Source organism: Gluconacetobacter diazotrophicus PA1 5 (genome assembly GCF_000067045.1).
Taxonomy (GTDB): domain Bacteria; phylum Pseudomonadota; class Alphaproteobacteria; order Acetobacterales; family Acetobacteraceae; genus Gluconacetobacter; species Gluconacetobacter diazotrophicus.
In genome coordinates, this window is sequence record NC_010125.1 from 1,313,933 (window position 1) to 1,340,272 (window position 26,340).

Genomic DNA, 26,340 nt, shown 5'->3' on the forward strand with positions numbered 1-26,340 from the left:
GACGTAATAGGGAGAATTTCTTATTTCATCGGGTGACAGGATGTCGATATCCCGCACAAAAGCTTTTTTCCTGCGCAAACTCAGGTCGGAATTCGCTATCGGATCTATTTTGAAATAATAATCATAATATTACTGGTCCGATTTTTTATCAACGCTGGAACTGAATCTCAGATTTTTCTCTTTTTTGTCCAGTGGGGCGATCGCCAGCCCCTTGTAGTCGAGAAACTCGGCAAGCGTAATAAGAGCCTGTTTGGAAAGTCATGGATGAGCGTTTCTTCGGGTGAGATTGGCGCCCATGGCGACGAAGATCATGGCCTGTGAGACATCGATGCGACGCTCGTAATCGCGCACGAGGCGTCGCCATCGGGTCATCCATCCGAAGGTTCGCTCCACGACCCAGCGCCGGGGGAGAACCTCAAAGCCTTTCGCTCCGTCCCTGCGACGGATCACCTCGACGACGAAGTCCAGGTAGGCAGCCTTGTCCATCAACTGGAGCCGGTCATAGGCACCGTCCGCGAATAGATGCTTGACCCACGGCCAGCGCTTGCGGATCGCGTCCAGGATCATCTGCGCTCCGGCGCTGTCGGAGATGTCCGCCGGCGTCAGGTTGACCATCAGCAGGCGTCCGTCCGTATCCACGGCGATATGCCGCTTGCGCCCGACAATCTTCTTTCCAGCGTCGTAACCTCTTGTTTTCGCGTGCGGCGCCTTGATGCTCTGGCTGTCGATCACTCCGGCCGAAGGGCTGGCTTCACGGCCCGAGCGCTCCCGGTCAAGCATCAGTTCCACATCATGAATGGTCTGGAACAGGAACCGCCGGGCCAATTCCCTGAACCAACCATAGACCGTACGCCAATGCCCGAAATGGATCGGCAGCATTCGCCAGCCGCAGCCGGATCGAACCAGGTAACGAACCGCGTTGATCACCTCGCGGAATTCGATCTCGCGCGGACGCCCCGTGCGTCCCGGCTCGGGCATCAGTGGCGCGATGCGCGCCCATTCCTCCTCCGTCATATCAGACGGATAACGCTTCGTCTTGCGGGTAATCCTGGCCATGCGGCCTCTCTGCTCTGGCGTCCACATCCAGAGCTTGAATCACACTTCAGCGACTTTCCAAACAGGCTCTAAGAGTCTTCGTCCAGTTTTCCCGATTCATGGCGGAAGAATATATGTCTTCCACTATTTTGTTTAACGACTTCTGCAACATTTTCGCGCCTGTCAGGGAATCCGGAAATTTTCTTTGTCGAACGCGGCCCGTCTGTCCACAGGTCCGATGGGGGTAGACTATTGTACTATGGTATCTGTTCATTATCTACAATAACGGTAAAAGAATGGACGGCCGCGTCTTGCAGGCAACAGGTTGCCCGGGTGGTTGTATCGGTCCCGGACCTTAAGGAAATCTCAATGACTGCCGCCGATGCTGCCGTCGTACGGCACGGAGCGCGCAACGCGACCATGTTTCCCTCTTTCCTGCAACGCGCTCGCCGGGTGGCGCGGTCCGGCCCGGACCGGGTCGGGATCGCGGCGGTCGCGGATGGCGTCACCATCCTGGAAACCTGTCCGGCCCTGCCCGCCCGCTTCGCCGGCGGCGCGATGCGCGGGCGGGCGGCGAATCCCTTCCTGGACTGGACGAGTACGCCGGTCACGGTGACGGTCCATGACCTGCGCGACGTCGTCTACGATGTCGATCATCGGGTGCTGATCAAGGATGGGCGCCTGATCGCCGAGACCTGCTACCTGCAGTCGGAGGACGCGCTGGCCCGGGTCGTCGCCGCCCGCGCGCGACCGGACCGCCTGGCAGGCCGGGGAATAATGGTTCCGTGCAGCGATCATTGGCCGGGCAATTACTATCACTGGATGGCGCATGGCCTGCCGGTGATCGCCGCCGCCTCGGACCTGCCGGATGGCGGCGCGGCACGGCTGCTGCTGCCGGCGCTTCTGCCCTGGCAGCATCGCACGCTGCGGATGCTGCGGCCCGGAGGATGCGCGATCGAACGGATCATGGCGGGGCGGCAATACCGGATCGACCGGGTCGCCTATTGCAACATCGTCGCCGGGGCGGCCGACTTCGCGGTGTCACGGCTGTGCGGGCGGGTCTTCGCACGCCTGGCGGCGGCTGTTCCCGTCGTCCGGCCGCATGGCGCGCGCCTGTATGTCGATCGCGGCGGGGCCGGCCATCGTGCCATCCCGAACGAGGGCGCGCTGGCCGCGCGGCTGCGCGGCCTGGGGTTCCTGACGGTCCGGCCCGAAACCCTGACGGTGGCCGAACAGATCGACCTGTTCCGGGCCGCGTCGATGGTGGTGGGGCCACTGGGCGCCGGCATGACCAATATCGGATTCTGCCGCCCCGGGACCGTGGTGTACGACCTGGTCCCGGACCATCACGCCAACCCGTGCTTCCTGGCCATGGCCATGCGCGGCGGCCTGGAATACTGGGCGGATCTGTTCCCGACCGGGGCGGCGCGACAGGACCATATGGCCCCCTGGGGGCAGGGGATCGACGTCGAAAGGGTGATTCGGCGGGTGGAGGAACTGCTCAGGGGGCTTTTGCCGGGCGCAGGTGCTGCGCCCCTGCCGTGATGGCCGCCGTGCCGATATTGACCAGCAGCGCCAGCAATCCGGTCGAAACCGCCAGATGCATCCCGCCCAGCGCCAGCAGATGGGTGGGTTTCAGCCCGTCATGGAAACAGACGATGGTGCCGAATGCCGTGCCCGCCGCCCAGCCCACCAGCATGGACGCGGCGGAAAAGCGAATGCGCGTCAGCCCCAGCACCAGGGCGGGAAAGGTCTGCAGGATCCACAGGCTGCCCAGCAATTGCAGGTCGATGGCGAATTGCGCGTTCAGGAACAGCACGCAGGCCAGCGCCCCCAGCTTGACGCCCAGGGCCGTGACGCGCGCGACGCGCACGTCGTGGCGCCACGCGGGCGCGATGTTGCTGGTGACCAGGTTGGCGGCGCCGATGGCCATGACGGCGGCGGGGACCAGCGCCCCGACCGCGACTGCCGCGAAGCAGAAACCGCTGAACCAGTCGGGAAAGATCGTCAGGAACAGCAGCGGCACCACCGATGACGACTGGGTGGTGACGATGCCCGCCGCATGGGCCATCAGCCCCAGCATGGCGATCAGCCCCAGCAGCAGCGTATAGGCCGGCAGCATTACCGCGTTCTTGCGGATGGTGTCGGCCGACCGGGCGGCCAGCACGCCGGTCAGCGTATGCGGATACAGGAACGCCGCCAGGGCGGATGACAGTGCCAGCGTGGCGTACGGCACGCCCTGCCCCGCCGCCAGCGCGCGGCCGTCCGCCGGGTGCGGCAGGTGCCGCGCCGCACTGGCGAACATCGCGCCATAGCCGCCCAGGTGCAGCGGGATGACCGTGACGGCGGCCAGCACCGCGACATAGATCATGATGTCCTTGATGAACGCCGTCAGCGCGGGCGCGTGCAGGCCCCCCAGCCACGTATAGGCGGCCAGAGAGACGAAGGCGACGATCAGCGGGATCTCGCCCGGCAGGCCCAGCGCCGCGATGACGGTGCGGATGCCGATGAGCTGCAGCGCGATATAGGGCATGACGGCCACCAGCCCGCTGCCGGCGATGGCCAGTTCCAGCGCCCGGCTGCCGAAGCGCGCCCGCACGATGTCCGCCGCCGTGGCGTGCCGCCCGTCATGGGCGATCCGCCACAGGACGGGCATGACCAGGAACACGAACGGATAGACGATGATGGTATAGGGCAGCGCGAAGAAACCGAACGCCCCGGTGGCGTAGACCAGCGCCGGCACCGCGATGATGGTATAGGCGGTATAGAAATCGCCGCCGACCAGGAACCAGGTGATCCAGGTGCCGAACTGGCGGCCGCCCAGCCCCCATTCCTCGGACCCGGCCGCGCCACCGTGCGGCGCGGTCCCGCGCCCCCGCCACCACGATACGCTGCTGCCCAGCAGGATGGTCGCGGCAAAGAACAGGACGAAGACGACCAGGGCCAGGCCGCCGGGGGCCAAGCCGCCGGGGGCCACGCTGCCGGAGGGATGCGCCGCCATCATCGCGTGCCCCGCTTCCAGACCAGCCAGATCAGCAGCGATGTCGCCGGGACCCAGGCAAGCTGGTACCAGTAGAAAAAGGGAAAGCCCAGCAGCACGGGATCGATCCGGTCATAGAAGGGCGGCCACAGCAGTCCCAGAAAGGGCAGCAGCAGGACCAGATGCAGCATTTTCATCCCGGTATGCCTTGTTCTTGTTGATTGCGGGGGGCGGGGCCAGACGTTGCCCATCCCCAACGGCCTGTCAACCGGAACGAGTCTTCCATCAGTCATGACAGGGTATGTCGCAGGAAAGGAATCGTAATTTCGCCATGGCCTCGCTAAGAAAGTGGGGCGGAGTCCGGACAAGCAATCGAAAACAACAGTCCGGGACCAGGGGAAAGTCCACGCTTCACGCAGAATGGGGCGGGGCGAAGGAGATACCGATGACGAAATGGGTCTATAGTTTCGGCGGTGCCGCCAACGAGGGCGGGGCCGGCATGCGCGACCTTCTGGGCGGCAAGGGTGCCAACCTGGCCGAAATGGCGGCGATCGGCCTGCCCGTCCCGCCCGGCTTCACCATCACCACCGAGGTCTGCACCCGGTTCTACGAAAACGGACGCGCCTATCCCGAAGACCTGCGCGCGCAGGTCGAAGCCGCGCTGGCCGGGGTCGAGGCGGCGCTGGGCCTGCGCTTCGGCGATCCGGCGGCGCCCCTGCTGGTCTCGGTCCGCTCGGGCGCGCGGGTGTCGATGCCGGGCATGATGGATACCGTGCTGAATCTGGGCCTGAACGACGAAACGGTCGCCGGCCTGGCCGCCGCGTCGGGTGACGCGCGCTTCGCCTGGGACAGCTATCGCCGGTTCATCCAGATGTACGGCTCGGTCGTGCTGGGCGTGTCCCATCATCGGTTCGAGGATCTGATCGAGGAAACCAAGCGCGCGACCGGCGTGCAGGACGACACGAAGCTGACCGACCAGGACTGGCAGGAGGTCGTGACGGGCTACAAGGAGATCGTGCTGCGCGAAACCGGCGCACCGTTCCCCACGGACCCGCACGCCCAGTTGTGGGGCGCGATCGGCGCGGTGTTCGGGTCCTGGATGAACCCGCGCGCCCATACCTATCGGCGGCTGCACGACATTCCCGCCGACTGGGGCACGGCGGTGAACGTGCAGGCGATGGTGTTCGGCAACATGGGCGCGGACTGCGCGACCGGCGTCTGCTTCACCCGCGATCCCTCGACGGGCGAAAACGTCTTCTACGGCGAATACCTGATCAACGCGCAGGGCGAGGACGTGGTGGCGGGCATCCGCACGCCGCAGCCGATGTCCCAGGCGCGCGCGCATGACGGCGAACTGTCGATGGAACGCGCGCTGCCCGAGGCGTACCGCGAATTGCTGGCGGTGCGCGATATCCTGGAACGCCATTACCGCGACATGCAGGACATCGAATTCACCGTTCAGAACAACCGCCTGTACATGCTCCAGACCCGCACCGGCAAGCGGACGGCCGCCGCCGCCCTGCGCATCGCCATCGCGATGGCCGAGGAAGGCCTGATTACGCACGAGGAAGCGATCCGCCGCGTCCCGCCCTCGTCGCTCGACCAGCTGCTGCATCCGACGCTGGACCCGGACGCGCCGCGCACCATGCTCAGCCGGGGGCTGCCGGCCTCGCCCGGGGCGGCGGCGGGCGCCATCGTGTTCAGCGCCGAGGACGTGGAAATCCGCGCCGCGCGGGGCGAGGACGTCATCCTGGTCCGTATCGAGACGTCGCCCGAGGACGTGCACGGCATGCACGCCGCGCGCGGCGTGCTGACCACGCGCGGCGGCATGACCTCGCACGCCGCCGTGGTGGCGCGCGGCATGGGGCGGGTCTGCGTGGCCGGTGCCGGCGGAATCCATGTCGATTACCGGGCGCGGACGCTGTCGGTCGGTGCGACGGTGCTGCATGAAGGCGACTGGATCACCCTGGACGGCGCGACGGGCGAGGTCTTCGCCGGCCGGGTCGCGACCATCGAGCCGACTCTGTCGGGCGATTTCTCGACCCTGATGGGCTGGGCGGACAGCGTGCGCCGGATGAAGGTCCGCGCCAACGCCGAAACGCCCGACGATGCGCGGACCGCCCGGCATTTCGGCGCCGAGGGGATCGGCCTGTGCCGGACCGAGCACATGTTCTTCGCCCCCGACCGCATCGGCTTCATGCGGCAGATGATCATGGCCGGCGACGCGGCCGCGCGCATCCGGGCGATCGACGCCCTGCTGCCGTTCCAGCGCGAGGATTTCAAGGCGCTGTTCCGCATCATGGCGGGCCTGCCGGTGACGATCCGCCTGCTGGACCCGCCGCTGCACGAATTCCTGCCGCATGGCGAGGCCGAACTGGCCGAACTGGCCGCCGCGCTGGGCGAAAGCCCCGAGGCCGTGGCGGCGCGCCGGGCCGCGCTGTCGGAAGCCAACCCGATGCTGGGCCATCGCGGCTGCCGGCTGGGCCTGACCTATCCGGAACTCTACGCCATGCAGGCCCGCGCGATCATCGAGGCCGCGATCGCCGTGTCCGCCGAAAGCGGGCAGCCGGTGGTTCCGGAAATCATGATTCCGCTGGTGGGGATGGACAGCGAACTGCGCCGCACCCGCGCCACCGTCGAACAGGCCGCGGCCGAAGCCCTGGAAGCGGCCGGCGTGTCGCTGGATTTCAGCATCGGCACGATGATCGAACTGCCCCGCGCCGCGCTGACGGCCGACCGCATCGCGCAGGACGCCGATTTCTTCTCGTTCGGCACCAACGACCTGACGCAGACGACCTTCGGCCTGTCGCGCGACGATTCCGGCACCTTCATGCCCTTCTACCTGGAACATGACCTGATCCCGCGCGATCCGTTCATCTCGATCGACCAGGAGGGCGTGGGCCAGCTCGTCGCCATGGGGGCGGAACGGGGCCGCCGCACCCGGCCGGGGCTGAAGCTCGGGGTCTGCGGCGAACATGGCGGCGATCCGGCCTCGATCGGCTTCTTCGAATCCGTGGGGCTGGATTACGTGTCGTGCTCGCCCTTCCGGGTGCCGATCGCGCGCCTGGCGGCGGCCCAGGCCGCGCTGGCGGGCCGCGCCGACCCTGTCGCGTCCTCCCGGGTCGCGTCGTCCTAGAGCGTGTGATCGGGTTACCCGATCACAGACTCCAGGTTTTTGTCTTCAGAGCAGCTTCACGTGATCAGGTGGTTCCACCTGATCACGATCTGCTCCAGGCGGAGCCGCTTCCCGCATGTCATCGCATTCCATCGTTCTGCACTTGGTCTCGGACGCGACGGGCCAGACGCTGGATTCGGTCGTGCGGGCCTCGGTCGCGCAGTTCGACCATGCCGAAATCACCTATCACCGCTGGAACCTGATCCGCACGCGGGCGCAGTTGCGCCGCGTGCTGGAAGGGATCGAACGCGACCCGGGGCCGGTCCTGTCCTCGGTCGTCGATCCGCGCCTTTTGCATGAACTGACGGTCGGCTGCGCGCATATCGGCGTGCGGCTGACCAACGTGCTGGACCCCGTCACCGCCGTGCTGCAGGACGAACTTGGCGAGAAAGCGGTCGGCCGGCCGGGTGGCCAGTACGTGATGGACGACGCCTATTTCCGCCGGATCGACGCCATGCATTTCGTGCTGGCCCATGATGACGGTCAGGAAATCGCCGGCCTGGCGCAGGCGGACGTGGTGCTGGTGGGCATTTCGCGGGCGTCGAAGACGCCGACCTCGTTCTACCTGGCCAATTGCGGGGTGAAGGCGGCGAACGTGCCGCTGATCCCGGACCTGCCGCTGCCGGGGGAATTGCTGCACCTGCCGCGCCCGGTCGTGGGCCTGACCATCGACCCGGACGTGCTGATCAGCATCCGCCGCCACCGGCTGGACATCATGGCCGACCGGGGAAAGGACCTGCTGATGCGGCGGGACAATCCCTATATCGACCCCGAGCAGGTCGAGGAGGAAGTCCGCTGGGCACGGCGCCTGTGCGTCCGCCACGGCTGGCCGCTGGTCGATGTCAGCCGCCGCTCGATCGAGGAAACCTCGGCGGCGGTGATGGAACTGATGGCCGACTGGCAGGAACGGACAAGGGCTCCCTGACCCCTGGCAGGGCCCGGCCGCCGATCGCCTTACATCCTGTTACATATAGATACCTCGCGAACCTGAAATGGCCCCGGACCATGCTTGTATGGCATGGACATGGAGGAGATCTGGTCATGCGGCGATTTCTGATGCTTGGGGCGGCGACGACATTCCTGCTGGGGATGGCGACGGGTCCCGACCTGGCATGGGCCCAGCACGGTGGCGGCGGCGGTGGCGGCTTTCACGGTGGCGGCTGGGGGGGCGGATATCGCGGCGGCGGCGGCTATCGCGGTGGCTGGGGCGGTGGCGGATGGCGCGGCGGTTGGGGGGGCGGCTGGGGCCGTGGCTGGGGCGGCTGGGGCTGGGGCTATCCCGGCTGGGGCTATTACGGCGGCTGGGGCTGGGGCTGGCCCCTGGCGTACGGCGCGCTGATCGGCGCCGGCGCCTACGGTGCGTATGATGACGGGTATTATGGTGATTACGGCGATGGCGGCTATCCGGCCGGCTACGGATACAGTGTGCCGGCCTATCCTTATCCGTACCCGACCCAGGGCTATCCGCCACCGCAATCCTACGGGGCGCCCAACATGCAGTCGCCGACGGTGACCTGCACGGGCGGGCGGGTCTTCAACCGGCTGACCGAAAGCTGCGATCGGCCGTGACGCCGCACTGATGACAGAGTATGTTACAAAGTGACGATCGGGGCGCGGCGGACGCAGGGTTCCGTCCCGCCCCGTCATTTGGAAGTGGACAAGAACAATGGCGAAAATCCAGACACGCGGCCTGTCGATGCTGCTGACGGCGGGTCTTCTGGCGGCGGGCGTCGTCACCGGGGCGCGGGCCGAACCGGGTGGCTGTCTGAAATATGGCGCGGTCGGCGCGGTCGGCGGCCATATGGCCAATCACGGGGTCATCGGGGCCGTCGGGGGGTGCGCCGCCGGCATGTATACCCGTCACGAATACCGCAAGACCCTGCGGCAGAAAGCGGCCCTGTACGACCAGGAACATCCGGTCGATCCGCATCTCAGCGCGATCGAACGCTATCGCCAGCGCAAGACCGACGAACAGAAGGCGACCCTGTGGGACGCCGAACATCCGCCGGCCGCCGCCGGTCACTGACCGGGTGAAGCGGGCGGGGACTTTCTGTCCCCGCCCGCTTCAATCCTTCAACCATCCCGCCAGTTCCTGGCGCGTCAGGCCTTCCAGCAGGTCAATGGCGGCCGGCGCCGCGTTCAGGCAGGGAACCAGCGCGAAATCGGTTCCGCCGGCGGCAATGAAGTCCTTCCGGACCTCGTTGCCGATCTCGTCCAGCGTCTCGATGCAGTCGGCCATGAAGCCCGGCATGATGACGGCGACACGCGTGACGCCCCGGGCGGGCAATCCGGCGACCAGCGGCGCGGTATAGGGTTCCAGCCATCGGGCGGGGCCGAAGCGCGACTGATAGGTCAGCGTCATCGTCTCCTCGTCCATGTCCAGCGCCCGGCGCAGCGCCGCCAGCGTGCGCTCGCATTCCTCGGGATACGGGTCGCCGCGCGTGACATAATCGCGCGGCAGGCCATGGAACGACGCCACGATCCGTTGCGGCACGAAGGGCAGGCCGGCCAGCGTCTCGCGCACCGACCGGGCCAGGGCTTCGATATAGAGCGGATGGTCGGGGAAGGACGGCGCGGTGCGGACCGCCGGCTGGTTGCGCAGCCGCATCAGCGCGCGAAAGGCATGGTCGTTGGCCGTGGCCGTCGTCGTGGCGCTGTATTGCGGATAAAGCGGCAGCAGCAGCACCCGCGCGCAGCCCCGGGCCAGCAGCCGTTCGATGCCCGATGCGATCGACGGGGTGCCGTAGCGCATGGCCCATTCCACCGCCACGCCGTCCGGTTCCATGCGCGCGGCCAGGGCCTCGGCCTGGGCCCTTGTATGGGTGCGCAGCGGGCTCTCGTCCCGCTCGGTATGCCAGATGCGCCGATAGGCCGCCCCGGTCCGCCTGGGGCGCAGGGCCAGCAGCGGTCCCTGCAGGATCGGCTGCCACAGGGCGGGACTGGCCTCGATGATGCGGCGGTCGGACAGGAATTCGGAAAGATAGCGCCGGATGGCGCCATAGCCGGTTCCTTCCGGCGTGCCCAGATTGGTCAGCAGGACGCCGATACGGGACGGGGCGATCGGCTTAGCCGGGCGAATGGTCAGGAAGGTCATCGGCCCGGAACGCTACAGGATGACGCCCATCCTGCAAAGAGCCGTTCGTGGTCCGAAACCGAACCTAGCGGCGGGTGCGGCGGACCCGGACCGGCACCGCCGCCGGCATTCCACGCCCCGCATGCAGCGTGGCGGCACAGACCATCAGCATGGACAGGCCCACGACCGGCAGGGGGGACGACAGAAACGCGGCGATGATCGTCATCATGCTCTCCATCCCGGCCGGGACCTGACCCTACGGTCGGTCATCCAGGCCGTTGCAGTCACTCAACCGCGCCGGTTCGGCCCGCGTCAACGAAAAAATGACAGAATGATGATGGAACCCGGCCTGTCATGCCGTCATGGCGGGACGGATCGCGGCCAGGCATTTGCGCATCAGCGACGGCAGGGCCAGCCCGTCCAGGGCCTGCCCGGCGAAGGCCAGGCCGCCCGCCCGCGCCGCGCTGTTGGGGAAGTGCCCCACCGCCGCGTCATACAGGTCCACATGCAGGGTGAAATGGGTGAAGACATGCGTCACCCGCCCGGCCGCCTGCCAGGATGCCGCCAGGGGGGCATGGGCCAGGGCCTCGGCCGGCGTCCAGGGGGCGGCGCGCCAGTCGGTCCCCGGCAGTTCCAGCATGCCGCCCAGCAATCCCTTCGCCGCCCGGCGGCGCAGCAGGATCTGGCCGGCCGCGTCGGTGACGTGGAAATGCGCGCCGTAGCGCACCGGCTTCGTCGCGCGGGGCGCCTTGACGGGCAGGTTCGCCGCGATGCCCTGGCGGAACCCGGCGCAGGCCTCCCGCCATGGACACAGGGCGCAGGCCGGGCTTCGCGGCGTGCAGACCCCGGCGCCCAGGTCGAACAGCGCCTGCGCGAAGTCGGACGGCCGCGCCTGCGCCTCGGCGGACTGGTTCAGGGTGGCCGCCTGGCGGGCGATGGATTTGCGGGCGGCCGGCAGCGGGTCGGACAGGGCGAACAGCCGGCTGGTCACGCGCTCCACATTGCCGTCCACCGGGACCACCGGCCGGCCGAAGGCGATGGCGGCGATGGCGGCGGCGGTATAGGCCCCCACCCCCGGCAGGGCCAGCAACCCCGGCATGTCGTCGGGAAAGCGGCCGGCCGCCGCCACCACCCGCGCGCAGTCATGCAGGTTGCGTGCCCGGGCGTAATAGCCCAGACCGGCCCAGGCGGCCATGACGGTGTCGGATTCGGCGCGTGCCAGGTCCATGACGGTGGGAAACCGGTCCAGGAATCGGCGATAATAGGGGATGACCGCCGTGACCGTCGTCTGCTGCAGCATGATTTCGCTCAGCCAGACATGGTAGGGATCGGCGCTGTGGCCGGGCAGGGCCCGCCAGGGCAGGGTTCGCCGGTGGCGGTCGTACCAATGCAGCAGGTCGGCGGATGAAGGGGGCACGGGCCGCTTATGACGAAGGATGGAACCGACGGCAAGCGCGCCCTGTGGATGCGCAGCCTGGGGGCGCTGATGCCGGCCGTCACCCGCCCCGCCTTCTGCCGGCAATCGCCCGCCGCGGCGCAGATCATGGCGGACTGGGCCGACATCGTGGGGCCGGACCTGGCCCGCTGCACCGTGCCGCGCCGGCTGTCGGCCGGGGTGCTGACGCTGGGCTGCGCCGGACCGGTGGCGATGGAACTGCAGCATCTGGCCCCGGAACTGATCGCGCGGATCAACCGCGCCTGCGGCCGTGACGCGGTGCGGTCGCTGAAGCTGGTGCAGGACATGGTGCCCGGCGCGCCGCCGCCGCCCCGGCCCGCGCGCCGCGACCCACCCCCGCCCCTGCCGATCCCCGACATGCCGGACGGCCCGCTGAAGGATGCGCTGGGGGCGCTGGGCGCGCGGGTGCGCGAACGTGCCCGCCGGACGTGAAGTGGCTTTTCGCGTTCGATATCTTCACTTATCGGTACAGGGATGCCACAAAAAGGCCGGGATCGGGGTTCTATTTTCGCCGCATGACGACGGGGCGCCGATGGCTGTAATCTCGCGATTGTGCATGCCGGATGGGGATTTCCTGGCCGGGTGTCCTGCCGAAATATGATCGGTTCTTGCTGAACAGGGAGTATTCCGATGCGCAAGATGGCTTTTCTGCTGGCCCTGTCGCTGGGGGTGGCCAGTACGCTGTCCACCACGCTGACCCCGACGCCGGCCATGGCCTGGGGCGGCCGTGGCTGGGGCGGCGGCTGGGGCTGGCGCGGCGGATGGGGGCCTGGCTGGCATGGCGGATGGGGACCCGGCTGGCGTGGCGGCTGGGGGCCGGGCTGGGGCTGGGGTGGCTTTGGCGTCGGCGTCTTGGCCGGGGCAGCGGTCGCGGCGCCGTATTACGGGGGATATCGCTATCGCTACCCGCCCTATAGATATCCTGCCTACGGATATCCCGCCTATCCTGTCTATCCCGCGTACCCTGCCTATCCCGCCTATCCGGCATACGGTTATCCGTACTATCGGGGCTGGTAATCCCCATCCTGATTATGTCCGCCCCGGGCGGCCCGGATAAAGCGTGCGATCAGGCCTGGATCCTTCAGGCCCGGCGCGCTTTCGACGCCGGATGACACATCCACCGCCCGAGCGCCGCTCTGTGCGATTGCCCGGGCGACGGTGTCGGGCGCAAGGCCGCCGGCCAGCATCCAGGGCACCGGGGCGGTCCAGCCGCGCGTGATGGTCCAGTCGATCGGATGGGCGTTTCCCCCCGGCCGGTCGGACCCCGCAGGCGGGCGCGATTCGATCACCAGCCCGTCGAGCGCACTGCACGCCGGCAGGTCGGGCGCCGTGGCGACGCCGCGCGCATGCCAGACCGGCAGGCCGAAATGCCGGCGGATTTCCAGGGCCCGCTCCTCGGCGGCATAGACCTGCAATCCGTCCAGCGCCGCCGCATCCACCGCGGCCGCGATCTGGGCGTCCGTCGGCTCGACGAACAGGCCAATCCGCCGTGGCCCCGCCTGCGGCACGCGGGCGATCAGCGACGCGGCCTGCGCCGGGGTGACGTGGCGGGGCGAGCGCGCGAAGAAGACGAACCCGATCCAGTCGGCCCCGTGCGTGACGGCGGCCTCCAGCCCGGCGGGCTCGGTCAGGCCACAGATCTTGACGCCGATCCGCGTGTCGGCGGGGGGGGGCATGGCGCGGTCAGCCGGCCAGTTCGGCCGCCACGGCGGCGGCAGCGGCTGCCGGGTCGGCGGCGGTGGTGATCGGTCGCCCGACCACGATCCAGTCGGCGCCGGCGCGGCTGGCCTCGGCCGGGGTCATCACCCGCTTCTGGTCGCCCATCGCCGCGCCCTCGGGGCGGATGCCGGGCACGACCAGCACCGCCCGCCCGCCCAGCCGGTCGCGCAACGGGGCGATTTCACGCGGCGAGCAGACCAGCCCGTCCGCCCCCGATTCCATGGCCAGCGCGCCCAGCCGCAGCACCTGCCGGCATGGATCGTCGGCGATGCCGATCCCATGCAGCGCATCCGCGTCCATGCTGGTCAGCACCGTGACCGCCAGCAGCAGCGGCCGCGCCTCGGGCGGGAAGGCCCGGTCCACGGCCTGGCGCGCCGCCGCGATCATCGCGGCACCCCCCATGGCATGGATCGTCAGCATCGCCGGGCGCGTCGCCGCCAGGCTGCCGATGGCCGAGGCCACGGTGTTGGGAATGTCGTGCAGCTTCAGGTCCAGGAACAGGCTGCGCGGACCCGCGACCTGCCGCACCGCGTCCAGCCCGCACGCGTAAGTGAATTCCAGCCCCAGCTTCACCGCATCGGCGCTGGCGGCGGTCTGGTCGCGCCAGCGTGCGGCCTGCGCGGTGTCCTTGGTGTCCAGCGCCACGATCAGGCGCGTGCGGCGCGCGGTCATGACAGCGGCACGTCGCGCTGCACCGGGGCCGGCGCGGCGGGTTCCAGCCCGACCGGGCCGGAGGCGGGCGCCGCCGGCGGGATCAGGGTCTCGGCCTGCTGGCGGCGCAGTTCCGCGATCTGGTCCTCCAGCGTGCGGACCTGCTGTTCCGCCCGGCGGGCGCGGCCGCGCTGGCGCAGTTCGGCAAACCAGACCGACACCGCCCCCAGGATGAAGAAGAACGCGGCGACGATCAGCGTCAGCACGCCGACCGACGATTTCCAGCCCCAGTCGAGGAACCAGATCTGGATCGGTTCCTGGTTGCAGGCGCTGAAGATGATCAGGATCAGCAGGAAGGGAAGGGTGACAAGGAGACGGACCATGTGCTGCGTCCTACAGTTTCGCATGACGGGCGGCAAGGACATCGGGCGGCCGCGCACGGTATCGTGCCGCCCGACCGTGCCACCTGAAGCGCCCGGACGAAAGCGGCGCAGATGAAACTTGATCCCGCCCGGCCGGCGTGGTCTCGTGATTCCGGTCGGGGCGGAGCATGCTCTTGAGCGAGATCATCGCGTTTCGCGGCAACGCGCGCAAGGATGACGTGGTATGGGCCGTCATGGCCTCGGCCGGCCGCGTGCTGCGCGTGGCCGATATCTATCCCGCCCGTGCCGCCGCGATCGCGGATCGCGACTGGCGCGAACAGCAGGTCCGCGCCTACGCCCATTTCCTGCGCCAGACGCGCCAGCCCGTCCCCCGCTACAGCGTCGTGCCGATCCGCCGCGCCGACCTGCCCCGATCCTGGCGCCCCCTGCCCGCGCTGGGTTTCCTGCGTGGGCAGTTCATCTAGGCCCGCTCGTCCATGTCGGCGGACGCATTGCATTTCCCGCGTCCTGTTCGCACATTCCCCCGATTGATGGATCGAGGATGGACCATGACGACGACGAACCGACGCGACCTGACCCCAGTGCTGGACAGGGTGGACCGCACGCTGGATGGGAGTCTGGAGCGCCTGTTCGAATTCCTGCGCATTCCCAGCATTTCCGCCCAGCCCGCCCATGCCGCCGATTGCCGCCGCGCGGCCGACTGGCTGTGCGCGGAACTGAAGGCGATCGGGCTCGACGCCTCGGTGCGTGAAACGCCGGGCCATCCGATGGTCGTGGCGCATGACCGCGTGGCGGCGGGCGATGCGGCCGGTGACGGACGGGACGTACCGCACGTCCTGTTCTACGGCCATTACGACGTCCAGCCGGTCGATCCGCTGGACCTGTGGCATTCCGACCCGTTCGCGCCGCAACTGATCCGCGACGCGGACGGCGCGCGGATCGTCGCGCGCGGCGCATCCGACGACAAGGGCCAGGTCATGACCTTCGTCGAGGCCCTGCGTGCCCTGCGGGCCGAACAGGGGCGGCTGCCGCTGCGCGTGTCGATGGTGATCGAGGGCGAGGAGGAAAGCGGCGGCGCCAACCTGCTGCCGTTCCTGGAGGCCAATCGCGAGGAATTGCGCGCCGATGTCGCGCTGATCTGCGACACCGGCATGCTGGAAGGCGGGGTGCCCGCCATCACCACAGCCCTGCGCGGCATGGTGGGCGAGGACGTGACGATCCATTGCGCCGACCGCGACCTGCATTCCGGCCTGTACGGCAACGCCGCGCGCAATCCGCTGGAACTGCTGTGCGGCATCCTGGCGTCGGTCCGCGATCCCAGGACCGGGCGCGTCGTCCTGCCGGGTTTCTATGACGGCGTGCGGGACCCTTCGCCGGAAGTCCGCGCCCAGTGGCGCGCCATCGCGCCGTCCGACGCCGATGTGCTGGGGCCGGTGGGCCTGTCGGTTCCGGCCGGCGAGCTTGGCTATACCGCCGTCGAGCAGACATGGTGCCGCCCGACGTTCGAGATCAACGGCATGACCGGCGGCTATGCCGGCGACGGGTTCAAGACCGTCCTGCCGGCCCGGGCCTCGGCCAAGGTGTCGTTCCGGCTGGTGTCGGGCCAGGACCCGGCCCCCATCCGCGACGCCTTCCGCGCCCATGTGCGGGCCATGCTGCCCCCCGATTGCACGGCCACGTTCGAATCCCACGGCGGCTCGCGCGCCAGCGTGGTGCCGGAAGACGGCCCGGCGCTGCGGGCCGCGCTGCTGGCGCTGGGCGCGGAATGGGGCCGCCCGGCCGTCACCATCGGCAGCGGCGGGTCGATCCCGGTGGTGTCCGAGGTCCGGCAGGCGCTGGGCATGGATTCGCTGCTGATCGGCTTCGCGCGCGAGGACGACCGCATCCATTCGCCCAACGAGAAATATGACCTGGTCTCGTTCCATCGCGGCATCCGCTCCTGGGTGCGGGTGCTGGACGCGCTGGCCCATGATGGGGCCCCTGACGGGACCCGCGACATGGCAGGCGCGGCCTGACATGGAAGGCGGGGCGCGGACGCTGCTGGCCCTGACGATGGGCGATCCGGCCGGGATCGGGCCGGAAATCACCACTGCCGCCTGGCGCGCCCTGCGCGCGGGCGGCGGGCCGGCCTTCGTCGTGCCCGGTGATGCCGCCCTGCTGGCGGCCCATGCCCCGGTCCGGATCGTGGCGGACGTGGCGCAGGCGGCGGCGGCCTTCACCGATGCGATCCCGGTGCTGGCGGTCGATCTGCCCGGTCCGGTGCAGCCGGGGCGGCCGGACCCCGCCAACGCGCCCGCCATCACCGGCAGCATCGACTGCGCCGTGGCGCTGGCGCTGGCCGGGCAGGTGGGCGGCGTCGTCACCAATCCGATCAGCAAGCTGGTGCTGAAGCGGGCCGGCTTCCGCCATCCGGGCCATACCGAATACCTGGCCGAACTCTGCGCCGTGCCGGGGCAGGAGGTCATGATGCTGGCCTGCCCCGAATTGCGGGTGGTGCCGGTGACCATCCACATGGCGCTGCGCCGGGCGCTGGACAGCCTGACGACGGCGGAAATCGTGCGCTGCGGCCGCACCGCCGCCGCTGCCCTGCGCCGCGATTTCGGGATCGCGGCGCCGCGCGTGGCCGTCGCCGGCCTGAACCCGCATGCCGGCGAGGGCGGGGTGATGGGGGACGAGGAACGGACGATCATCGCCCCCGCGCTGGACGCATTGCGCGCCGACGGGATCGCGGTCAGCGGCCCCTGGCCGCCGGATACGATGTTCACCCCCCTGGTCCGCGCCCGATACGATGTGGCGCTGTGCATGTATCACGACCAGGCGCTGATCCCGCTGAAGACGATCGACATGGCGGGCGGGGTCAACGTCACGCTGGGCCTGCCCATCATCCGCACCTCGCCCGACCACGGCACCGCCTTCGACATCGCGGGACAGGGCCTGGCCGACCCGTCCAGCCTGCTGGCCGCCCTGCGCCTGGCCGACGAAATGACCCGCAACCGGAGGGCCGCATGACGGATTCCCGTACCCAGGCCCTGCGCCTGGGCGTCAATATCGACCACGTCGCCACCGTGCGGAACGCGCGCGGCGGCGCCCACCCGGACCCGGTCGCCGCCGCGCACCTCGCCGCCGCCGCCGGGGCCGACGGCATCACCGCCCACCTGCGCGAGGACCGACGCCATATCCGCGACGCCGACCTGGCCCGCCTGCGCGCCGAACTGGCGGTGCCGCTGAACATGGAAATGGCCGCGACGGACGAAATGGTGGGCATCGCGCTGGCGCTGAAGCCGCACGCCTGCTGCATCGTCCCCGAACGCAGGGCGGAGGTCACGACCGAAGGCGGCCTGGATGTCGCCGGGCAGGCCGACGCGCTGGCCCCGCGCGTGCGTGCGCTGCGCGAGGCGGGTATTCGCGTGTCGATGTTCATCGACCCCGACCCGGCGCAGATCGCGTCCTCGGCCGCCATCGGCGCCGCCGTGGTGGAACTGCATACCGGTGCCTATGCCGAAAACCGGGCGGGGGAACTGGCGCGGTTGCGGCAGGGGGCGATCCTGGCGGCGCAGGCCGGGCTGGAAGTCCATGCCGGCCACGGCCTGACCTACGACAATGTCGGACCGATCGCGGCGCTGCCGCAGGTGGTCGAACTGAATATCGGCCATTTCCTGATCGGCCAGGCGATCTTCGACGGGCTGCCCGCGGTCATTGCCAGGATGCGGGAGGCGATGGAGAGGGGGGCCTAACCCAGGGCCTTCTCGTACACCCGATGCCGCTTGCAGGGCTCGGGCACGATGCGCTCGATCAGCCGGCGCATCGGCATGTTGGTTTCCAGGATCCAGCCCAGTTCGATCATGCGATAGGGCAGCGTGCGCCCCCGGCGCATCAGTTCGCCGATGATCAGCGCGGGCAGGATGGCGCCCAGCGCCGTGCCTTCCAGGTCCTTGCTGACGCCCAGCAGGATGACGCGGGCGGAATGGAAGCGGTGGCGCAGCAGCCGCGTGACCAGCCGGACCCAGCCCAGCGGCGACGGCGCGCCGCCCAGGTCGCCCACGATGTCGTAGACGTTGGGCACCACCAGGGCCACGGCCACGGGCTCGCCCTTCTGCTCGATCAGCACGTAATGTTCGGGCCGCAGCAGGGGCTTCATCTGCGCGACCATGGTGCTGATATCCTCGCGCGTCAGGTCGACGGCGCCCCAGCTCCGGCGCCAGGCGTCGTTGTACAGGCGGCGCAGGATCTCGGCATCCTCGGCCAGATGGCCCTTGCGCAGGCCGCGCGTGGTGACGGTGCCCAGCCGGCCCTCGCCCAGGCGCAGGCCGGACGGCAGGGGCAGCGCCGCCTCGGCCTCGGGCCCCACCTGCATCTGGTAGGCCACCACGTCCATCGCCTTGGCGAAGCCGCAGGCCTCGACCAGCTTCGGCAGCCAGTGCGGGTGCCACGGCATGGCGATCATGGGGGGCATCTGGTGGCCTTCCACCATCAGCCCGTATTCGCCGTTATAGTTCAGCAGGAACGGGCCGCGTGCCACCTCCGCCCCCTGCTCGCGCAGCCACGCGCAGGCCGCGTCCAGCAGGGCGGCCACCACCGCGGCGTCGTCGATCGCGTCCAGCGCGCCGAAAAAGCCGACAGCCCGGCCCTCGCGCGGGGCCACCAGGTCGTCGATCTGCGCCGAGACGCGGCCGACCGGCCGGCCGTCGCGCATCGCCAGGAACAGGCGGGCACGGCCGTGCCGGAAGAATGCGTTCTTCTTCGGTTCGACCAGGTCGCGCTGCTCCATGTCCAGCGGCGGGACATAGCCCGGCTGGCCCGCGTAAAGGCGGCGCGGCAGGGCGACGAACACCGAAAGCAGGCGCCTGCCCTCGACGGGCACGATCGTGACCGGGGCCGCCATGGCAGAAGAACGTTCAGTCGGCATGTACAAGTTCTGCAGCTATCCCGTTATCGCCCACTATTCCGGGCACTGGACATAAAAAGACAGCTCAGAACACACAGGTCGAGAGGGTGTAAAGTTAAGATTTATTTCAGTTCGTATCCTGGAACGAGCGCCGGGGCCGCCGGCTATTTCCCGGTTCCCCCCACCGTCAGGCCGGTCATCTTCAGCGTCGGCTGGCCCACGCCGACCGGCACGCCCTGCCCGCTCTTGCCGCAGGTGCCGACGCCGGGGTCCAGCGCCATGTCGCCGCCGATCATCGACACCCGGGTCATCGCGTCGGCACCGTTGCCGATCAGGGTGGCGCCGCGCACCGGGGCGGTGATCTTCCCGTCCTCGATCAGATAGGCTTCCGACGCCGCGAAGACGAACTTGCCCGAGGTGATGTCCACCTGGCCGCCGCCGAAATTGACCGCGTACAGCCCGCGCCGGGTGGAGCGGATCATGTCCTCGGTCGAGGCGTCGCCGCCCAGCATGATGGTGTTGGTCATGCGCGGCAGCGGCGCGTGGGCATAGGACTGGCGCCGCCCGTTGCCGGTAGGGCGCACGCCCATCAGCCGCGCGTTCATCCGGTCCTGGATGTAGCCGGTCAGGATGCCGTCCTCGATCATCACCGTGCGGCCCGACGGCGTGCCCTCGTCGTCGATGGTCAGGCTGCCGCGCCGGTCGGGCAGGGTGCCGTCATCGACCACGGTGACGCCCGGGGCGGCCACGCGCTGGCCCATCAGCCCGGCGAAGGCCGACGTGCCCTTGCGGTTGAAATCGCCCTCCAGCCCATGGCCCACGGCCTCGTGCAGCAGGATGCCGGGCCAGCCGGCGCCCAGCACGACCTCCATCTCGCCCGCCGGGGCCGGTACCGCGTCCAGGTTGACCAGCGCCATGCGCAGGGCCTCGTCCACCGCGCCCTTCCAGACGGCCTCGTCCAGCAGGCGGGTATAGGAATAGCGGCCGCCCAGGCCGTGGCCGCCGCTTTCGCGCCGCCCGTCCTTTTCCACCACCACCGACACGTTCAGCCGCACCAGGGGCCGCAGGTCGGCCACGCGCGCGCCGTCGGCGCGGATGATCTGCACCGCCTGCCATTCGGCGGCCAGCGAGGCCGAAACCTGCACCACCCGGGAATCGCGCCCCCGCGCGTAGGCGTCCAGCGCCGACAGCAGGGCGGCGCGCGACGCGAAATCGGTCTCGCCCAGCGGGTTGGTGTCGCCGTACAGGTGCCGGTTGGTGGCGTGGGGTGCCGCGGCCATGGTACCCGACCGGCCGGCGCGCACCTGCGTCACCGTGTCGGCCGCGCGCTTCAGGGCGGACTCGCTCAGTTCGTCGGCATGGGCGAAGCCGGTTTCCTCGCCCAGGATCGCCCGCAGCCCGAACCCCGACGACGTGTCGAACGTGGCCGACCGGATGACCCCGTCATCCAGCGAGATCATCTCGCTCTCGCGGTATTCCAGGAACAGCTCGCCGTCATCCATGCCTTCCAGCGTGCGGCGCACCAGCGCCTCGGCCTCGGCCCGGCCCAGGGTCGCCCCCGCACGGTCGAAGAACAGCCGGTCGGTCGCGGTCAGCGGGTTCAGGATCGGGGTGGTGGTGGGCATGGGGCACAAACTCCGGATGACGGCGTGGCCGGGTGGGCGTCGCCATCTTTTCATAATCGGATTCCGATGTGGGGCGAAACCGCCCGATTGACCAGTGCCCCTTCCACGGCGGTGTCTGCCTGGTCCTTTCCATCGGGCGGTGGGAAGCCGCAATCCCCGATTGACACGCTGTTACACTCTCGTTACGTGCTTGTTGAGAATGATTATCATTCGTGACAAATTATGTCAAATTTTGCGGGGCACGCCAGAATGATTGTCCACAGGAAATATCGCGTCGAAAAAATCCGGGGGGACCGTTTCCAATCTTACCCTCTGCGGTACCACCCTGCTGCTGGGGGCCCAGTCCGTCGCCCATGCTGCCGACACGCTGAAGCGCGACGAGAAAAAGAAGAAGACGCACGACCCCGCGATCCACCAGCAGGGTCGTCCGCTTCCGGCGCACGAGGAAATCGACGTCGTCGGGCAGTGGCAGCACCGGTCGCCCAAATTCACCGCCCCGCTGCTGGACACGCCCAAGAGCGTGACGATCATTTCACGCGAATTGCTGGACCAGACCGCATCCCACACGCTGGTCGACGCCCTGCGCAACGTCCCGGGCATCACGATGGGGGCGGGCGAAGGCGGGAACCCGGTCGGCGACCGGCCGTTCCTGCGCGGTTTCGATGCGCAGTCCAGCACGTTCGTCGACGGCCTTCGCGACGTCGGCGCGCAATCGCGCGAGACGTTCAACGTCGAGGCCGTGGAGGTCATCAAGGGCGATTCCGGCGCGATCAGCGGGCGGGCGGGTGCCGGCGGGTCCATCGTGATCGACAGCAAGATGCCCAGGCTGAAGAACTCGCTCGATGCCAGCCTGGGCTTCGGCAATGCCGGTTACAAGCGCGGGACGCTGGACGGCAACTGGCAGTTTTCGCGGACCGGCGCCTTCCGCCTGAACCTGATGGGCGACGACGAAAACAAGGCTGGTCGGGGACCCACAGAATTCAAGCGGTATGGGGTGGCGCCCTCGGTCTCGCTGGGGCTGGGCACGCCCGACCGGGTCACCCTGATGTATTACCACATGCAGAACGACGACCTGCCCGATGTCGGCATTCCCTACGACAATCCCACCTTCAACGCCCGCACCGACGGCGCCCCGCGCCTGATGACGGCCGGCAACGGCGCGCCCGTCAAGGTCCCGTTCGACACCTGGTACGGCCTGGTCAACCGCGATTCCGACCAGGATTCGATCGATATGGGCACGCTGCGGCTGGAGCACGATTTCAACAGCCACCTGCATATCCGCAACACGACGCGCTATTCCGAGACCAGCCAGAACGACCTGTGGACCATGCCGGACGACAGCCAGGGCAACATCTATTACGGCTATGTCTACCGGCGTCTCAACAGCCGCGTCTCGACGTTCGATACGGCCATAAACCAGACCGACTTCTATGGAACGGTGTCCCTCCTGGGGTTCCGCAACCAGTTTTCGACCGGCATGGAATTCACGCGCGAACAGGGCAAGAACGATACCGACACGGCTTATGTGAACGGCGTCAACGTCGCGTCCGGCACGAATTTCACGCATTGCGCCACGGCGCTCGCCTTCACGTCCCATACCTGTACAACGCTTTCCAATCCCAATCCCAACGATATGTGGACCGGCGATATCCGCCGGACGGGAAACCCCAACAGCACGCGCATGGATACCAAGGCGGTCTACCTGACCGACACGGTCACCTTCATGCCGCAGCTTCTGGGAAATTTCGGCGTCCGGCTGGACAATGTCCAAAGCACGTACCGCGCGCAGGCGGGGGAATACGGGCGCGGGGACAACCTGTTCACCTACCAGGGCGGCCTGGTCTACAAGCCCGCCCGCAACGGATCGATCTATGCGTCCTACGCGACGTCGGCGATTCCGCCGGGCAACTCGGTGGGACAGGGGGCGGACGACATCAGCCTCGGCGCGGACCGGACCGGCAATATCGGCAGCGTGCTGAAGCCGGAACGCGACCGCACGATCGAGGTCGGCACCAAATGGAACGTCCTGCATGACAGGGTGACCCTGACGGGCGCGCTGTTCCAGATCGATACGACGAATTTCAAGATCGCCACCGCCTCGGGCGGGATCTCGAACGGCGGCAGCAAGCGCACGCGCGGGGGCGAGGTCGGCGTTTCGGGCCACATCACCCGCGACTGGTCCATGACGGCGGGCTACAGCTATCTGGACGCGCGCCTGGTGCAGGCGGGCGGCAGCGGTGCCGCCGCCGGCCTGATGAACGGACGCCGCGCGCCGAACACGCCGGAAAACAGCCTGGCATTGTGGAACACCTACGACATCACCCCGGGGTTCAAGGTCGGTTCAGGCGTCTATTACATGGGCAAGGTCTATGGCGCGGATTCGCCCACGGCGCCGAAATACGTGCCCGGCTACTGGCGGTTCGACATCATGGCCAGCTACCGCTTCCTGAAGCACTACACGCTTCAGCTCAACATCCAGAACCTGACGAACAAGCGGTATTTCACCCAGGCCTACGTGACCCATTACGCGCTGCAGGCCGCGGGCCGCACGGCCTTCGTCACGCTGAATGCGCATTTCTGATTCCTCCGCTGCCGCGCCTGAACAGGTACCGGAACAGGTGTTCGCCACCGTTACCGGCCTGGCGCGGTCGGGCGATCCGGCCGCCCAGCTCGCGCTGGGGCAGATGCTCCTGAACGGGATCGGCACCGCGCCGGCCCCGGCGGCGGCGCTGCAATGGTTCCTGGCCAGCGCGGCCCGGGGCGTCCCCATGGCGTGCAACATGGTCGGCCGATGCTGCGAACTGGGATGGGGCGTCCCGCCCAGCCCCGCCGACGCGATGCAATGGTATGAAAGGGCGGCCCGCGCCGGCCTCGACTGGGGCATGTACAATTACGCGACGGGCCTCGCCCTGGGCTGGACCGCCCCGCCCGACCTGGCGCGGGCGCTGGAATGGTTCAGGCGGGCCGCGTCCCTCGGGCATTGCAAATCCTTCAACATCATCGGCGGCTTCTACGAGGATGGCTGGGCCGTCCCGCGCGACCCGCGCCGGGCCCGCGCCTGTTACGCCCGCGCGGCGCGCGGCGGCGATTTTCGGGGCTGCTTCAATCTGGGCCGCTTTCTGCTGCGGGAAGGCAGGCAGGAGGACGCGATGCGGTATTTCGCCATCGCCCGCGCCACCGGTACCCCGAACTTCGTGGCGAACATGGACGCGTTCCTGGCGTGTCCCGGCGGGCAGGGCGCGCCGGCCGGGGCGGGCCTGACGGCGTGATGAACTTCGCTTCATCGGGGCCGTTTTCCTTTTCCTGACCGGCGCGGCAGGGCATGCTACCCGGCAAGTCCCTGACCGACCGAGGAATCCGCGCCCAGTGACCCCCGTTCATGTGACTTCAGCCCGTCTTTCTCTCCGCGCAGGATCGTGCCTCGCGGCCGCTCTGGGGGCGTCGCTGGCGCTGTCCGCTCCGCTGGCCGCCTTCGCCGATACGCCGCCTTCCGCGCCGGATTCCCTGGCCGCCGCCATGGCGGCGATGCAGCCGCCGCCGGCCATGCCGGCGGACGGGGCGGCCGACCTGTCGGCCGCCGACCTGCCGCCGGTGGTCCTCTTCCTTCCGCTGTCCCCGGTGCCCGCCGGCCCCACGGTCGCGGTGCCCACCGCCGACCAGCAGGACCTGCGGCCGCCTTCGATCGCGCTGGCCGGCCTGTTCGCCGCCATGGGGGCGGCCCATGTCTTCGCCGATGCCAAGACGGCGGCCGACGCCATCCCGGACGAGGCCTCGGACGCGCTGCTGGCGGATTACGAACGGCAGAAGGTCCGTCCCGGATTCGACCTGAAGGATTTCGTGGCGCAGCATTTCGCGATCGCCCCGCGCCGGACCGTTTCCTATCGCCGCCGCCCGAACGAAAGCGTGCGTGACTATATCAGCGGCATGTGGGAGGTCCTCAGCCGTCCGCCCGACACGCTGGTTGCGCATTCGTCGCTGCTGCCGCTGCCCGAAACCTATGTCGTCCCAGGCGGCCGGTTCAGCGAGCTGTATTACTGGGACACCTATTTCACGATGATCGGGCTGTACGAGGACGGCCGGATCGACCTGATGCGCGGCATGGTGCGCGACATCGCCTCGCTGATCGACCGGTACGGGCACATGCCCAACGGCAGCCGCACCTATTACCTCAGCCGGTCCGAACCGCCGTTCTTCGCGCTGATGATCGACCTGCTGGCGATGCATGACGGGCAGGTCGCCTACACGACGTTCCTGCCGGAACTGCAGCGGGAATACGATTACTGGATGGACGGGGCCGATAGCGTGGCCCCCGGCGCCGCCTGGCGGCATGTCGTGCGCCTGCCCGACGGCACGCTGATGAACCGCCACTGGGACGACATGGACACCCCCCGGGACGAAAGCTTCCCGCAGGATATCGCCACCGCCGCCCAGTCGTCGCGTCCGGCGGCCCAGACCTACCGCGACCTGCGCGCCGGGGCGGAAACCGGGTGGGACTATTCCTCGCGCTGGCTGGCCGACGGGCACAGCATGGCCACGATCCACACCACCGACCTGCTGACGATCGAACTCAACTGCCTGATCGCGCACCTGGAACAGACCCTGTCCCACGCCTATGACCTGCGGGGGAACAAGGCGCAGGCCGACCGGTACGCCACGCTGGCCACCGCGCGGATCGATGCCATCCGCCGGGTCCTGTGGGACCCGAAGCGCGGGGCGTTCTTCGATTACGACTGGAAGACGCGCACCCTGTCGCCCGTCCTGTCGGCGGCCACCGCCATGCCGCTGTTCCTGCAGATGGCGACACCCGAGCAGGCCCGCGCGGTGGCCGAGACCATGCGGACGAAGCTGCTGAAAGTCGGCGGCCTGACCGCCACCGACCATGTCAGCGGGCAGCAATGGGATTCGCCGAACGGCTGGGCGCCGGAACAATGGATGGCGATCAAGGGGCTGAACCAGTACGGCCTGGACGACCTGGCGCAGCAGATCGCCTCGCGCTGGATGGAGCGCGTGATCGGCACCTACGAGAAATCGGGCGTGTTGCTGGAAAAATACGACGTGGTGAACCCGTCCATCAGCCCCACCGGCGGCAAGGGCGGCGGCGAATATCCGATGCAGGTCGGGTTCGGCTGGACCAACGGCACGTTGCTGGGCTGATGAACCGCTATCCGCAGGACACCCGCGTGGTCCTGGACCGCAATCCACGCGCCGAACAGCCCTTCGCCCAGCCCCTGCCGCCGGTCGATGCCTACCGGGTCCAGGGGCCGACGACGGCGCCGGCCCCGGTTCCGCTGCACCCCACGCCGCCGCCGGCCGCCACGGTGCAGGACAAGCCGGTCCCGTCCGGGGCGCCGGTTCCAG

At 68.7% G+C, this 26,340-nt stretch carries 24 protein-coding genes and 1 pseudogene; 14 read left to right on the plus strand and 11 right to left on the minus strand.

Annotated elements, in window-relative coordinates; genetic code table 11:
* Positions 1-258 precede the first annotated feature (258 nt).
* A complete protein-coding gene (locus tag GDI_RS06245; RefSeq protein ID WP_012553437.1) occupies positions 259-1,083 on the minus strand; it encodes an IS5-like element ISGdi2 family transposase in 825 nt (274 codons plus the stop codon).
* 321 nt (positions 1,084-1,404) lie between these two features.
* On the opposite strand from GDI_RS06245, the gene GDI_RS06250 reads away from it, so the two are divergent.
* Positions 1,405-2,580 carry a glycosyltransferase family 61 protein gene (locus tag GDI_RS06250; RefSeq protein ID WP_012224561.1) on the plus strand — a complete coding sequence of 392 codons (1,176 nt, stop codon included), beginning with the start codon at positions 1,405-1,407 and terminating at the stop codon, positions 2,578-2,580.
* Here GDI_RS06250 and GDI_RS06255 read toward each other — a convergent pair.
* Together GDI_RS06255 and GDI_RS18975 are read right to left on the minus strand one after the other, a co-directional pair.
* Entirely contained in the window at positions 2,537-4,039 is a 1,503-nt protein-coding gene (locus GDI_RS06255) for a sodium:solute symporter family protein (RefSeq protein ID WP_144879987.1), read from the minus strand. The genes GDI_RS06250 and GDI_RS06255 overlap by 44 nt on opposite strands.
* Positions 4,036-4,212 (minus strand): DUF3311 domain-containing protein, encoded by a 177-nt coding sequence (locus GDI_RS18975; RefSeq protein ID WP_012554088.1) that lies wholly within the window; start codon positions 4,210-4,212, stop codon positions 4,036-4,038. Before GDI_RS18975 ends, GDI_RS06255 begins: the two co-directional genes overlap by 4 nt.
* 248 nt (positions 4,213-4,460) lie before the next feature.
* Between GDI_RS18975 and ppdK the strand changes: the two genes are divergently transcribed.
* The 4 genes from ppdK to GDI_RS06280 all read left to right on the plus strand — a co-directional run bounded on the left by ppdK (position 4,461) and on the right by GDI_RS06280 (position 9,216).
* Positions 4,461-7,151 carry a pyruvate, phosphate dikinase gene (gene ppdK / locus GDI_RS06265; RefSeq protein ID WP_012224564.1) on the plus strand — a complete coding sequence of 897 codons (2,691 nt, stop codon included), beginning with the start codon at positions 4,461-4,463 and terminating at the stop codon, positions 7,149-7,151.
* Between the two features lie 115 nt (positions 7,152-7,266).
* Positions 7,267-8,115, plus strand: a complete 849-nt coding sequence (locus GDI_RS06270) for a pyruvate, water dikinase regulatory protein (RefSeq protein ID WP_012224565.1) — start codon at positions 7,267-7,269, stop codon at positions 8,113-8,115.
* Positions 8,116-8,231: 116 nt separating this feature from the next.
* Positions 8,232-8,759 (plus strand): hypothetical protein, encoded by a 528-nt coding sequence (locus GDI_RS20475; RefSeq protein WP_041249319.1) that lies wholly within the window; start codon positions 8,232-8,234, stop codon positions 8,757-8,759.
* A 97-nt stretch (positions 8,760-8,856) separates the two neighbouring features.
* Positions 8,857-9,216 carry a hypothetical protein gene (locus GDI_RS06280; RefSeq protein ID WP_012224567.1) on the plus strand — a complete coding sequence of 120 codons (360 nt, stop codon included), beginning with the start codon at positions 8,857-8,859 and terminating at the stop codon, positions 9,214-9,216.
* A gap of 39 nt (positions 9,217-9,255) precedes the next feature.
* On the opposite strand, the gene hemH is transcribed toward GDI_RS06280, so the two are convergent.
* The 3 genes from hemH to mutY form a co-directional block, all read right to left on the minus strand.
* Positions 9,256-10,284 carry a ferrochelatase gene (gene hemH / locus GDI_RS06285; RefSeq protein WP_012224568.1) on the minus strand — a complete coding sequence of 343 codons (1,029 nt, stop codon included), beginning with the start codon at positions 10,282-10,284 and terminating at the stop codon, positions 9,256-9,258.
* 64 nt (positions 10,285-10,348) lie between these two features.
* The gene (locus GDI_RS19710; protein WP_157871002.1) at positions 10,349-10,492 is read right to left on the minus strand and encodes a hypothetical protein; all 144 of its coding nucleotides are present in this window, start codon (positions 10,490-10,492) and stop codon (positions 10,349-10,351) included.
* Positions 10,493-10,615: 123 nt separating this feature from the next.
* Entirely contained in the window at positions 10,616-11,680 is a 1,065-nt protein-coding gene (gene mutY / locus GDI_RS06290) for an A/G-specific adenine glycosylase (RefSeq protein ID WP_012224570.1), read from the minus strand.
* 9 nt (positions 11,681-11,689) lie between these two features.
* Between mutY and GDI_RS06295 the strand changes: the two genes are divergently transcribed.
* Together GDI_RS06295 and GDI_RS06300 are read left to right on the plus strand one after the other, a co-directional pair.
* Positions 11,690-12,151: a DUF721 domain-containing protein gene (locus tag GDI_RS06295; RefSeq protein ID WP_012224571.1), complete on the plus strand. Its 462-nt coding sequence runs from the start codon at positions 11,690-11,692 to the stop codon at positions 12,149-12,151.
* A 198-nt stretch (positions 12,152-12,349) separates the two neighbouring features.
* Positions 12,350-12,736, plus strand: coding sequence for a hypothetical protein (locus tag GDI_RS06300; RefSeq protein ID WP_012224573.1), 387 nt, complete (start codon positions 12,350-12,352; stop codon positions 12,734-12,736).
* On the opposite strand, the gene GDI_RS06305 is transcribed toward GDI_RS06300, so the two are convergent.
* From GDI_RS06305 to GDI_RS06315, 3 genes are read right to left on the minus strand one after another with little or no spacing between them, the layout of a single operon-like run.
* Positions 12,721-13,395, minus strand: a complete 675-nt coding sequence (locus GDI_RS06305; protein WP_012224574.1) for a phosphoribosylanthranilate isomerase — start codon at positions 13,393-13,395, stop codon at positions 12,721-12,723. The genes GDI_RS06300 and GDI_RS06305 overlap by 16 nt on opposite strands.
* 7 nt (positions 13,396-13,402) lie before the next feature.
* Positions 13,403-14,110, minus strand: a complete 708-nt coding sequence (gene pyrF, locus GDI_RS06310; RefSeq protein ID WP_012224575.1) for an orotidine-5'-phosphate decarboxylase — start codon at positions 14,108-14,110, stop codon at positions 13,403-13,405.
* The gene (locus tag GDI_RS06315) at positions 14,107-14,472 is read right to left on the minus strand and encodes a LapA family protein (protein WP_041249320.1); all 366 of its coding nucleotides are present in this window, start codon (positions 14,470-14,472) and stop codon (positions 14,107-14,109) included. Before GDI_RS06315 ends, pyrF begins: the two co-directional genes overlap by 4 nt.
* 167 nt (positions 14,473-14,639) lie before the next feature.
* Between GDI_RS06315 and GDI_RS06320 the strand changes: the two genes are divergently transcribed.
* The 4 genes from GDI_RS06320 to GDI_RS06335 all read left to right on the plus strand — a co-directional run bounded on the left by GDI_RS06320 (position 14,640) and on the right by GDI_RS06335 (position 18,206).
* Entirely contained in the window at positions 14,640-14,936 is a 297-nt protein-coding gene (locus GDI_RS06320) for a hypothetical protein (RefSeq protein ID WP_012224577.1), read from the plus strand.
* Between the two features lie 84 nt (positions 14,937-15,020).
* Positions 15,021-16,487, plus strand: a complete 1,467-nt coding sequence (locus GDI_RS06325; RefSeq protein WP_050934998.1) for a dipeptidase — start codon at positions 15,021-15,023, stop codon at positions 16,485-16,487.
* A gap of 1 nt (position 16,488) precedes the next feature.
* Complete coding sequence (gene pdxA / locus GDI_RS06330) at positions 16,489-17,481, plus strand: 4-hydroxythreonine-4-phosphate dehydrogenase PdxA (RefSeq protein WP_012224579.1); 993 nt, start codon at positions 16,489-16,491, stop codon at positions 17,479-17,481.
* Positions 17,478-18,206, plus strand: coding sequence for a pyridoxine 5'-phosphate synthase (locus GDI_RS06335; protein ID WP_012224580.1), 729 nt, complete (start codon positions 17,478-17,480; stop codon positions 18,204-18,206). The genes pdxA and GDI_RS06335 overlap by 4 nt, the downstream gene beginning before the upstream one ends.
* Here GDI_RS06335 and GDI_RS06340 read toward each other — a convergent pair.
* Complete coding sequence (locus GDI_RS06340; protein ID WP_012224581.1) at positions 18,203-19,354, minus strand: GNAT family N-acetyltransferase; 1,152 nt, start codon at positions 19,352-19,354, stop codon at positions 18,203-18,205. The two genes, GDI_RS06335 and GDI_RS06340, sit on opposite strands and share 4 nt — an antisense overlap.
* Positions 19,355-19,521: 167 nt before the next feature.
* Positions 19,522-20,982, minus strand: coding sequence for a metalloprotease TldD (gene tldD, locus GDI_RS06345; protein WP_041249321.1), 1,461 nt, complete (start codon positions 20,980-20,982; stop codon positions 19,522-19,524).
* 253 nt (positions 20,983-21,235) lie between these two features.
* On the opposite strand from tldD, the gene GDI_RS06350 reads away from it, so the two are divergent.
* The 3 genes and pseudogenes from GDI_RS06350 to treF all read left to right on the plus strand — a co-directional run.
* Positions 21,236-23,563, plus strand: a complete 2,328-nt coding sequence (locus GDI_RS06350; protein ID WP_012224584.1) for a TonB-dependent receptor — start codon at positions 21,236-21,238, stop codon at positions 23,561-23,563.
* 37 nt (positions 23,564-23,600) lie between these two features.
* On the plus strand, positions 23,601-24,251 hold the full coding sequence (locus tag GDI_RS06355; protein WP_012224585.1) for a tetratricopeptide repeat protein: 651 nt from the start codon (positions 23,601-23,603) through the stop codon (positions 24,249-24,251).
* Between the two features lie 247 nt (positions 24,252-24,498).
* Positions 24,499-26,246: pseudogene (treF, locus tag GDI_RS06360) on the plus strand (alpha,alpha-trehalase TreF); the annotation flags it as partial.
* Positions 26,247-26,340: the final 94 nt, after the last annotated feature.